Source organism: Rhodococcus sp. NPDC058521 (assembly GCF_042719695.1).
Taxonomy (GTDB): Bacteria; Actinomycetota; Actinomycetes; order Mycobacteriales; family Mycobacteriaceae; genus Rhodococcus_F.
Genome location: NZ_JBHXNL010000012.1, coordinates 119,672 through 129,751, shown reverse-complemented (window position 1 = coordinate 129,751; position 10,080 = coordinate 119,672). Strand labels below are relative to the sequence as shown.

General features: G+C 64.5%; 11 protein-coding genes and 1 tRNA gene. 1 reads left to right on the top strand and 11 read right to left on the bottom strand.

Annotated elements, in window-relative coordinates; translation table 11 throughout:
* Nucleotides 1–178 precede the first annotated feature (178 nt).
* The 8 genes from ACFWO3_RS17680 to ACFWO3_RS17645 form a co-directional block, all read right to left on the bottom strand.
* The gene (locus ACFWO3_RS17680) at nucleotides 179–376 is read right to left on the bottom strand and encodes a hypothetical protein (protein WP_378580083.1); all 198 of its coding nucleotides are present in this window, start codon (nucleotides 374–376) and stop codon (nucleotides 179–181) included.
* A gap of 48 nt (nucleotides 377–424) precedes the next feature.
* On the bottom strand, nucleotides 425–553 hold the full coding sequence (locus tag ACFWO3_RS17675) for a hypothetical protein (protein WP_378580081.1): 129 nt from the start codon (nucleotides 551–553) through the stop codon (nucleotides 425–427).
* 18 nt (nucleotides 554–571) lie between these two features.
* Entirely contained in the window at nucleotides 572–1,009 is a 438-nt protein-coding gene (locus ACFWO3_RS17670) for a DUF2752 domain-containing protein (RefSeq protein ID WP_378580079.1), read from the bottom strand.
* A 71-nt stretch (nucleotides 1,010–1,080) separates the two neighbouring features.
* A tRNA-Thr gene (locus tag ACFWO3_RS17665) sits at nucleotides 1,081–1,156 on the bottom strand.
* Nucleotides 1,157–1,187: 31 nt separating this feature from the next.
* Entirely contained in the window at nucleotides 1,188–2,405 is a 1,218-nt protein-coding gene (locus tag ACFWO3_RS17660) for a DNA polymerase III subunit delta' (protein WP_378580077.1), read from the bottom strand.
* 49 nt (nucleotides 2,406–2,454) lie between these two features.
* Nucleotides 2,455–5,376, bottom strand: coding sequence for a type I DNA topoisomerase (gene topA / locus ACFWO3_RS17655; protein WP_378580075.1), 2,922 nt, complete (start codon nucleotides 5,374–5,376; stop codon nucleotides 2,455–2,457).
* A 136-nt stretch (nucleotides 5,377–5,512) separates the two neighbouring features.
* The gene (locus ACFWO3_RS17650; protein ID WP_378580073.1) at nucleotides 5,513–6,097 is read right to left on the bottom strand and encodes a hypothetical protein; all 585 of its coding nucleotides are present in this window, start codon (nucleotides 6,095–6,097) and stop codon (nucleotides 5,513–5,515) included.
* A gap of 124 nt (nucleotides 6,098–6,221) precedes the next feature.
* Nucleotides 6,222–6,425 carry a cold-shock protein gene (locus tag ACFWO3_RS17645; RefSeq protein ID WP_005248460.1) on the bottom strand — a complete coding sequence of 68 codons (204 nt, stop codon included), beginning with the start codon at nucleotides 6,423–6,425 and terminating at the stop codon, nucleotides 6,222–6,224.
* A 387-nt stretch (nucleotides 6,426–6,812) separates the two neighbouring features.
* Between ACFWO3_RS17645 and ACFWO3_RS17640 the strand changes: the two genes are divergently transcribed.
* Nucleotides 6,813–9,230: a DEAD/DEAH box helicase gene (locus ACFWO3_RS17640; protein ID WP_378580071.1), complete on the top strand. Its 2,418-nt coding sequence runs from the start codon at nucleotides 6,813–6,815 to the stop codon at nucleotides 9,228–9,230.
* Here the strand turns inward: ACFWO3_RS17640 and ACFWO3_RS17635 are convergent.
* The 3 genes from ACFWO3_RS17635 to ACFWO3_RS17625 are packed head-to-tail and all read right to left on the bottom strand — an operon-like array spanning nucleotide 9,148 to nucleotide 10,072.
* The gene (locus ACFWO3_RS17635; protein ID WP_378580069.1) at nucleotides 9,148–9,501 is read right to left on the bottom strand and encodes an Rv3654c family TadE-like protein; all 354 of its coding nucleotides are present in this window, start codon (nucleotides 9,499–9,501) and stop codon (nucleotides 9,148–9,150) included. The two genes, ACFWO3_RS17640 and ACFWO3_RS17635, sit on opposite strands and share 83 nt — an antisense overlap.
* On the bottom strand, nucleotides 9,498–9,872 hold the full coding sequence (locus ACFWO3_RS17630; RefSeq protein WP_378580067.1) for a TadE family type IV pilus minor pilin: 375 nt from the start codon (nucleotides 9,870–9,872) through the stop codon (nucleotides 9,498–9,500). The genes ACFWO3_RS17635 and ACFWO3_RS17630 overlap by 4 nt, the downstream gene beginning before the upstream one ends.
* Nucleotides 9,869–10,072 carry a DUF4244 domain-containing protein gene (locus ACFWO3_RS17625; protein ID WP_378580065.1) on the bottom strand — a complete coding sequence of 68 codons (204 nt, stop codon included), beginning with the start codon at nucleotides 10,070–10,072 and terminating at the stop codon, nucleotides 9,869–9,871. Before ACFWO3_RS17625 ends, ACFWO3_RS17630 begins: the two co-directional genes overlap by 4 nt.
* Between the last annotated feature and the right edge of the window lie 8 nt (nucleotides 10,073–10,080).

Genomic DNA, 10,080 nt, shown 5'->3' with positions numbered 1-10,080 from the left:
CGGAAAGATCAGGCGCCGCCGTCCAACCGCGTGTCCCCGGCCTCTCGGTCGGGGTTGGCGTCCGTGTCGCTCTGACCTGGAATAAGGTACGCGACCATCGTGCGAATTACCAAATCGACTGGTCAGGACACATTTCACTCGGAGTTCACGCTCGCGTTGCGCGTTCAGAGGACTGCCTTCAGGGGACCCAGTACTTCGCCGCCAGCTCCTCGATCACGCTGTCACCTTCGGCAGCCTGGTCGAGAGACTCCAGGTCGTCGTGGAGAGAAACCAGTCTCTGGTCGTCTTGCTCAGCCCGCGCCACCGGACGCTTGCCGTCCTCGGTGATCTGGCGGAGCAGCTTCTCGCGTACTCGGGCCTTCAGCGAATCGCTCATGGTGGAAAGCATGGTCGTCGCCCTCGCTCTTGTCGAGAACGAAAGCTGTCACCGATCCGAGTCATCGTGGTGATCGTCCCTCGACTCGTCCTGCTTCCCGAACACACGCAACGCGGTCGGGATCAGGATGACGAGCGCACCGAGTATCGCGATGAGGGAAAAGATCTGCATGGCCATCAGACAACCGACTTTCTGTCATGCCGGCGCGAGCCAGCTACCCCACGGAGTGTTCCTGGTGACCGTAAAGGCAAGGAGGACGACGGACACAACTATCGTCGAGGACCGCCCGATCACCAGTACGCGCTCCGACGACCCCCGCCACCGCAAAACCACCCACCTCGTCCAGGCCAGGACAGCGACGAGCAGGAAGGGAACGAGGAGCGCATTACTCCCGACCGCGGCACCCACGTCGAAGTTCGTGAGGTCGTGCACCGCCCGTAGGCCTCCACACGCCGGACACCACATTCCGGTCAGGGCGTACATGGGACAGAAGCCGTACGCCCCCTCCACGTGCGGGTCGCGGACATGAAGTATCGCCGCTGCGACAACGGCACCCGCTGCGGCGCCGGCCGGGCCGGCCAGGGACCGGAACCGGTGCGGGGTGCTCCGCACCTGCTGATTCCCGAGGTCCATACGTCCAGTCTTCCCGAACCAGCAAGCAGATGCAGAAGAGGCCCCGCACGGTGCGTGCGAGGCCTCTTCTGTGGAGCTGCCTGAGAGAATCGAACTCTCGACCTTTTCATTACGAGTGAAATGCTCTACCGACTGAGCTAAGGCAGCGGTGCCTTTCGGCGGAGGCGAGTCTAACGCGTCAACCCCGCGGATGCGAAAACGGCTCCCGGAACGCATCCGAGAGGCTCGCCACCATCGCATCCACAGCCCATTGCGGTTTCACGTTCAGGATGATCACTTCACGACACTGCAGGACCGCTTCGATGCAGCTCAGCAAGCCTTCTGGAGTAGTCCGTGAAGCCAGTTCGGCAGCTTCGTCCGCCATATCCGGATGGTTCGAGGCGGTCTGCGATCCCCAGTGATGCGCCAACGCATCCCGGTAGAGACCGGCCAGGTCGACCAGTGCCCGATCCATCGAGTCACGACCGGTTCGGGTCGCCCTCGACTTCTGGCGGCGTTCGAGATCCCTGAGCACACCGGCCGAGCCCCGCAGAGCCCCCGCCGCACCCTTACCCGTACCGCCTGCGCCGAGTGCAGTACGCAATTCCTCGGTTTCGGCCTCGTCCCGGGCGGCGCTCATCTCCTTGGCTTCCGCGTCCGCACCACGCACCAACTCCTCTGCAGCGGCGTACGCGGTGGCCGGCCGCAACGCGGCGACCGCAAGGTTGAGCGCCTTGCGCCGACGGGTACGGGCGTCTGCGTCACGTGCCAGATGTCGGGCCCGCCCTACATGGCCACCACTGATCGACGCTGCGAGCTCGGCATCGGATTCGGTCATACCGTCTCGTGTCCGCAGCACCTCCGCGATGGAGGCGTTGGACGGCGTGACCAACTGGACATGCCGACAACGCGATCGGAGAGTGACCGAAATGTCCTGCGGGTCGATCGACGGCGCGCACAACAGAAAGACGGTGAGATCCGGCGGCTCCTCCACCACCTTGAGCAAGGCGTTGGCGGCACCCTCGGTGAGCCGGTCCGCATCCTCGATGACAACGATCTGCCACCTGCCGGTGCTGGGTCGACGTGAGGCGGTCTGCACGATCGCGCGCATTTCCTTGACGCTGATGCTGAGACCCTCGGGTACGACGCGGCGCACATCACCGTGGGTTCCGGCCATCGTGGTGGTGCACGGATGGCACTCGCCGCACCCCGGATCGCCCTCGTTCGTGCACTGCAACGCCGCAGCGAAACACAGTGCCGCGACAGAGCGACCCGACCCGGGTGGACCAGTGAACAACCACGAGTGGGTCATCGCCGAGCCCATCGCCCCACCCTCGCGGTGGCGGGCGGCGATCGCAGCCGACTTCAGGTCTCGCTCGACCTCGTGCTGGCCCACCAGGCGGTCGAAGACGGTCACGACACGACCATATCGACCGGGACTGACAGGGCGGTCACGTGCAGGCCCCTCACTTCTTCTTCGCAGCGGCCTTCTTGGCGGGCGCCTTCTTCGCAGCAGTCTTCTTCGCAGCAGTCTTCTTCGCAGCGGCCTTCTTGGCCGGCGCCTTCTTGGTGGCCTTCTTCTTCACGGGGCCGCGCGCGCGCCGGTCCGCCAACAACTCGGACGCTCGCTCGTCCGTGACCGCCTCCACCTCGTCACCCTTGCGAAGGCTGGCGTTGGTTTCACCGTCCGTGACGTACGGCCCGAATCGTCCGTCCTTGATGACCATCGGCTTCTCACTCACCGGATCGACGCCGAGTTCACGCAGCGGCGGAACCGCAGCGGCCTGTCGCCCGCGACGCTTCGGCTCGGCATAGATCTTCAATGCCTCGTCGAGCGTGATCGTGAACATCTGATCCTCGGTGGCCAGCGAACGCGAATCCGACCCCTTCTTGAGATACGGGCCGTAGCGGCCGTTCTGAGCCGTGATCTCCTCTTTGGACTCCGGATCGACGCCCACCACCCGAGGCAGCGACAACAGCTTCAGTGCATCGTCGAGCGTGATCGTCGCCAAGTCCATCGTCTTCAGCAGCGAGCCGGTGCGCGGCTTGGGGCCGGCGGCCTTCTTCGCGGCCTTCTTGGCGGGCGCCTTCTTCGCAGGGGCCTTCGTCTTGGTGGTCCCGGACGCAGCCTCCGTCTGCGCCACCGGAACGATGTCCGGCTCCGGGGTCGGTTCCGGCTCGGGCAGGATCTCCGTGACGTACGGCCCGAATCGTCCGTCCTTCGCCACGATCTCGTGCCCCGTCAACGGGTCGACGCCGAGCTTGCGCCCCTCTTGCGGAGTCGAGAACAACTTCTCGGCGTACTCCGGAGTGAGCTCGTCCGGAGGCAGATCGTCGGGCAGGTTGGCGCGCTGCGACGTCAGGTCACCTTCGGGGTCGTCCGGGTTGACGACCATCCGCTCGAGGTACGGGCCGAAGCGACCGACGCGAACGTGGACCTCACGGCCCTGCTCGTCGTCGAACAGTCGAATCGAATTGATCTCGCGGGCGTCGATCTCCTCGAGGTTGACGCCCACCATCTTCTTCAGCCCACCGGACCTGGCCACCGAACCCTCGACGCCGTGCTCACCACCGAAGTAGAAGGACGTCAGCCAGTTTCCACGTTGTTCACGGCCGGCAGCGATCTCGTCCAGATCGTCTTCCATGCCCGCGGTGAAGTCGAAGTCCACGAGTCGACCGAAATGCGCCTCGAGAAGTCCGACGACCGCGAAGGCCACCCATGCGGGCACCAGAGCGCTGCCACGCTTGTAGACGTAACCGCGGTCGAGGATGGTCTTGATGATCGACGCGTACGTCGATGGGCGTCCGATACCCAACTCTTCGAGAGTCTTGATCAGGCTCGCCTCGGTGAAACGCGCAGGCGGGTTGGTGGTGTGTCCGTCCGGGTCCAGTTCGGTCGCCTTGACCTCCTGCCCCTTCACCAGTGCCGGAAGCCGGGACTCGGCGTCGTCGGACTGACCGCCTTCTTCCTCGTCGACGCTCTCGACGTACGCCTTGAGGAAGCCGGCGAAGGTGATGGTGCGACCCGAAGCCGAGAAGGTGCACTCCTCGCCGGTGCCTGCGGTTCCCGTGATCCGCAAAGTGAGAGTGGTGCCCTTCACGTCCGCCATCTGGGAGGCGACCGTGCGCTGCCAGATCAGCTCGTAGAGCCGGAACTCGTCGTTGTCGAGACGTGAATGCAACTGGCCCGGCGTCTGGAAGACGTCGCCCGCTGGACGAATCGCCTCGTGCGCTTCCTGTGCGTTCTTGACCTTGCGGGTGTACTGACGCGGCGACGGGTGCACGTACTCGGCGCCGTAGAGCTCAGTGGCCTGCGCCCTGGCAGCCGCGATGGCCGAGGACGACAGCGTCGTCGAGTCGGTTCGCATGTAGGTGATGTAACCGTTCTCGTACAGCCGCTGCGCGATACGCATGGTGCGCTCCGAGCCGAAACGGAGCTTCCGACCCGCCTCCTGCTGCAGGGTGGACGTCATGAACGGCGCGTAGGGCTTGCGGGTGTACGGCTTGTCCTCCGCCGAGGACACCGTGAGATCCACGCCGTGAAGGGACTCCGCCAAGCGCCGCGCACGCTGCTCGTCGAGAACCGTGACGGCATCCGACTTGAGGTTCCCGTCCGCACCGAAATCACGACCGGTCGCTACACGCGCGCCGTCCACGTTGACCAGACGCGCCCCGAAGTTACGGGGACTGGCCGACTCACCGGCGTCGAGCTTCGCGGAAATGTCCCAGTACTCGGCCGAAGTGAACGCCATGCGCTCGCGTTCACGCTGCACGATGACTCTCGTGGCCACCGACTGGACACGGCCCGCCGACAGCCGCGGCATGACCTTCTTCCACAGCACCGGGCTGACCTCGTACCCGTAGAGCCGGTCGAGAATGCGGCGTGTCTCCTGGGCATCGACGAGGTCGGTGTCGAGGTCACGAGTGTCGTCGGCTGCCGCCTGGATCGCCGGCTCGGTGATCTCGTGGAACACCATTCGCCGGACCGGGATCTTGGGCTTGAGAGTTTCGAGCAGGTGCCACGCGATCGCCTCGCCCTCACGGTCGGGGTCGGTGGCGAGAAAAAGTTCGTCTGCGTCCTCGAGGAGACCCTTGAGTTCGGTGACCTTGGACTTCTTCTCCGGGCTGACGATGTACAGGGGTTCGAAATCGTGATCGACATCGACGCCGAGACGCGCCCAGGGCTGTCCCTTGTACTTCGCCGGGACGTCTGCGGCACCACGCGGAAGGTCACGGATATGGCCGACGGATGCCTCTACGACATAGTCCTTGCCCAGGTACGGGGCGATCTTGCGGGCTTTGGTCGGTGACTCGACGATCACGAGACGACGGGTTCGGCCGGACGCTCCCGCCGCACCCTGCGTACTTCCGTTGTCCCCTTTAGCCACCTGCAGCCCGAGCCTTCCTGGAGTCGATATCTGTCACCCGACAGTTGTGCCGACAAACTCTGTATACCGGGTTCGCCTGTTCCTAGAGTGGCATACCCGAAGTCCATCCTTGCAGATCAATGCACAGGACCCCGCGTCACACACAAGGCCAGGAGACGCCCGACACAGCGTGACGAGGGGGTTCGCCGACGCTTTCGGCGAGTCTCGCGAGTCTCCGCCGACCCGATATTCTCAGCCCCGGACCAGCACCTCTCGTGCCGATCAGGGTGGGCGCGATCCCCGCATGCATGAGACAACGGGCGAGCGGACCGTGAGTTTCGGGCGCGTGTGGATCCAGTCCGAGCACGAAGCGGGTGCCGTCCGCCTCGGATCGGCCGCAGGCGATCGTCCACATCCTGAGCTGGCGGGAACCGGGCACCCAACCGGCGGGTACCGCCTTCACCGCGCCTCTGGTCCACAGCGCCACCACCGGTCGCAGTTCCACTGCAGAACCGGTTCGCACCAATGGGCGCCCCTCTTCGCTGCGCGCAACCTCCACGACGACTCCGGCTTCGTCGATCATCTCGGCCACGGCCTCCGCTCGCCACATGTCGTCCACGACGACGGAAATGCGTGCGCCGGCCTCGGCGGTGACCGCCTGCCCGGTTCCCGCGAGCAATCCCCCGACGTCCACCACCGACGGCGGAGTCGATTCCGCGGAAAAGAAGGACAGTTGGCTCACAGGTGAACCGTAAGCCACGGAACCCGGACTGGTGACTTACCAGCCGGTAGTGCCGCTACATTTGCCCGGAATACAGTTCGTCCCCCGCAATCACACGGATTGCGGGGGACGAAATCTGTTGGAATCAGACCGCGCGAACGCCGGTCGCCTGGGGCCCCTTGGTGCCCTGGCCGACCTCGAACTCGACGCGCTGGTTCTCCTCGAGGGTGCGGAAGCCGCTGCCCTGGATCTCGGAGTAGTGAACGAATACGTCAGCGGAGCCGTCCTCGGGAGCGATGAAGCCGAAGCCCTTCTCCGCGTTGAACCACTTCACAGTGCCCTGTGCCATGCTTTTCCTTCTCTTTCTAACACCGGATTCGGCGAACAGCACATACAGTTCACCGGGCCGGTTCCGACCGCTGTACCTCTTGATTTCCCCCACAGGAAAAGCAGAGCACCGCGCCCGCAACATCGATCCTGCGAGCGTGCACTTTCTCAAGTCTACGAACACAGAAGCTGCGACCAGTTGTAGTCAACCATGTTCTCTCGGAACGCAACAGTCGAAATCCCCACAATTCGTCCAAAAAGTTGATCTTGCTGCTCGACTGCCGCGAACAAGGAAGTCTCGACTTCGCCGTCAGACCCCGATCGCCTTCTGGTTTCGGCCCGTCGCTACCATGAAAACCGCTGGTCGCGATACGTTCGACCGATTCGACAACCGCCGCGGAGACCTGCAGTGACGCCACCGATTTCACCAAGGGCAGGAAACCCTGATTCGAGTACATACGGTCGTATCCTTTTGAACTCCGTGTTGTCCGGCGTGTCGCCCGAAGACCCGGTGACATTCGCAGTGGACCGGCCCGCACAACAAGCCCATACGACCGAATGGCCGCAATGGGTATCCGGCAATGTCGTCCGCGCATTGCAGGAGCAAGGCATTGCCAAACCCTGGATTCATCAAGCACAGGCGGCGGATCTCGCCCACTCCGGTACACACGTGGTCGTTTCCACAGGGACCGCATCGGGAAAGTCTCTCGCCTATCAACTTCCCGTTCTGACCGCACTCGAGGCGGACTCGACGGCCACCACCCTGTACCTGTCCCCCACGAAGGCACTGGGTGCGGACCAACTTCGGGCCGTCACCACACTGACCGATACGCAGCCGACCCTGACCGACATCCACCCGTGCGCCTTCGACGGAGACACCTCGACCGAAATACGTCACTGGGCACGAGAGAACTCTCGATGGATCTTCACCAACCCCGACATGCTGCACATTTCGATGTTGCGCACGCACGGACGGTGGGCGCACTTCCTCCGCCACCTGAAATACGTGGTTGTGGACGAATGCCACTCGTATCGGGGTGTGTTCGGCTCGAACGTGGCGCTGGTGCTGCGCAGGCTCCGACGGCTCGCCGCACGATACGGCGCCGAACCGGTATTCGTCCTTGCCAGCGCGACCACTTCCGGGCCGGCCGAGGCCGCTTCCCGCCTGATCGGGGCACCGTGCTCCGAAGTGACGACCGACGGGTCACCCCACGGACCGCGGACGGTAGCGCTGTGGGAGCCCCCGCTGATGGAAGACGTCACCGGCGAGAACGGCAGTCCGGTTCGACGCCCCGCAGGCACCGACGCTGCCCGCATCATGTCCGAACTGGTCGTCGAGGGCGCGCGAACGCTGACCTTCGTCCGCTCACGGCGCGGCGCAGAATTGGCCGCACTCGCCACGAAGCGCCATCTGACCGACGTGGATCCTGCCCTCGCCGAACGCGTCTCGCCGTACCGGGCGGGTTATCTGGCCGAGGATCGCCGCGAACTCGAAGCGGCCCTTGCCGACGGGCGGCTGCTGGGAGTCGCGACGACGAACGCACTCGAACTCGGTGTGGACATCGCCGGCCTGGATGCTGTCGTGGTGGCCGGATTCCCGGGAACGGTCGCGTCGTTCTGGCAACAGGGCGGCCGTTCCGGACGTCGCGGCGAGGGCTCGCTCGTGGTTCTCGTGGCACGAGACGACCCGCTCGACACGTATCTCGTCCACAACCCCGAAGCGTTGTTGGACAAGCCCGTCGAGGCGACCGTCACCGACCCGAGCAACCCCTATGTTCTCGGACCTCAGCTGCTGTGCGCTGCGATGGAGCTCCCCCTCTCGGACTCCGAGGTCGCCGAACTCGGTGCGCAACAGGTACTCACCGAACTCGCTGCCGACGGCCTCGTCCGCCATCGCGCACACGGATGGTTCGTGACCGCCGGGACGCATCCGCACAGCGCGGTGGACATCCGGGGCGGGATCGGAATGCAGGTTGCGATCGTCGAGACCGAATCGGGGCGAATGCTCGGAACCGTGGATGCCGGAAAGGCACCGGCCACGGTGCATCCGGGGGCCGTTCACATCCATCAGGGTGACACCTTCGTCGTCGACGAACTCGACCTCGAACAAGGCCTCGCGCTCGTGCACGCCGACAATCCGGAATGGACCACATCGGCGCGAGAGACAACCGAAATCGCTGTCCACGACACGATCGAACGTGAACTGTTCGACGAGGTTGAGGTTGCACTGGCGCACGTCGAGGTGACGCATCAGGTTGTCGGGTATCTCCGACGTGGAACCTCGGGCGAGGTGCTCGACTACACCGAACTCGACATGCCGAGGCACACCTTGCCGACCCGGGCGGTCATGTACACGATCACCCCCGAACTTCTCGACCGCGCAGGTGTCGAGTACTCACGAGTGCCCGGGGCCCTGCATGCCGCGGAACACGCTGCGATAGGACTTCTCCCACTGGTGGCGATGTGCGACCGTGGAGACATCGGCGGTGTCTCCACGGCCCTCCATCCGAACACCCTCCTCCCGACCGTGTTCGTCTACGACGGCCACCCGGGCGGGGCGGGTTTCGCCGATCGCGGGTACGCGCGACTTCGGCAGTGGCTGACGGCCACGCGCGACGCGATCATGTTCTGCGTGTGCGAGTTCGGGTGCCCGTCGTGTGTGTACTCCCCCAAATGCGGAAACGGAAACGACCCTCTCGACAAGAAGGGGGCGATCGCCGTACTGGCCACGGTGATCGACGCCATCACTCGTCCGGACCAGCCCGGGCAATCGCAACCGCATCACGAATACCCAAAGACGACAACACCACCGGAGCCCGGACGGTAACGACCACGTCCCATCCCTTCACGTGACACGAGTCGACCGTCGTATCCATTCGACTCGCGATTCCCTTTGCCGCGGCACAAGCTGCCTCGTCGCCGTAATCGACCGTCGTCGCCGCCGCGAGCGCGGCGAGGTCTGCGGACGATTGCGCACGATGCCTCACTGCCACCGCAGAACCGATGTGCAACAACGCAACCGTGACCAACACCAGAACTCCGACCGCACAGCATCCGGTCAGGGTCGCGGAACCCTCGTCACCCGACACTGCTTTCATCGGTCCGTCCGTGGACTCGAGTCGGAGTACGGCTCGACGGCCGCGACCGCCCCCGCGGTGATGTCGACGAGCGGAAGCAGGGAACTGCGCGCTTCCACGGTCGCGACCACGAGGTCACCTTCCATCCGAAGTGTGATCTTCGCGCCGTCCGGAGCGACCTTCGCAGCAGTGGACACCGCGACCGCGTCGTCACCTCTGGCCGCAAGCCTGGCGGCTTCGCGCGCCGCGTCCACACAGCGAATGTGCAACGTGGCCGCAACGATTGCGCCGATACACAGCACCACCACAGTGACGATCGAGGCAATGGCGATTGCTGCCTCGACCGTGACCGCTCCCCGCTCGTCGCGGCACTGCTCGATCGCTGCCCTCACACCGCGGTATTCAACGCGCGGTCGATGATGTCCGTCAGTGCGGTCACGATGCTGTCGCCGGTGACGACTGCATACAGAACCGCTCCGAACGCGGCCGCAGCAATGGTTCCGATTGCATACTCTGCCGTGGACATGCCTTCGTCGTCGGCTATCAGCAATGCCAACCTGGCCCCCACCGTACGAATATCGAAGATCTCCATGTTCTCTC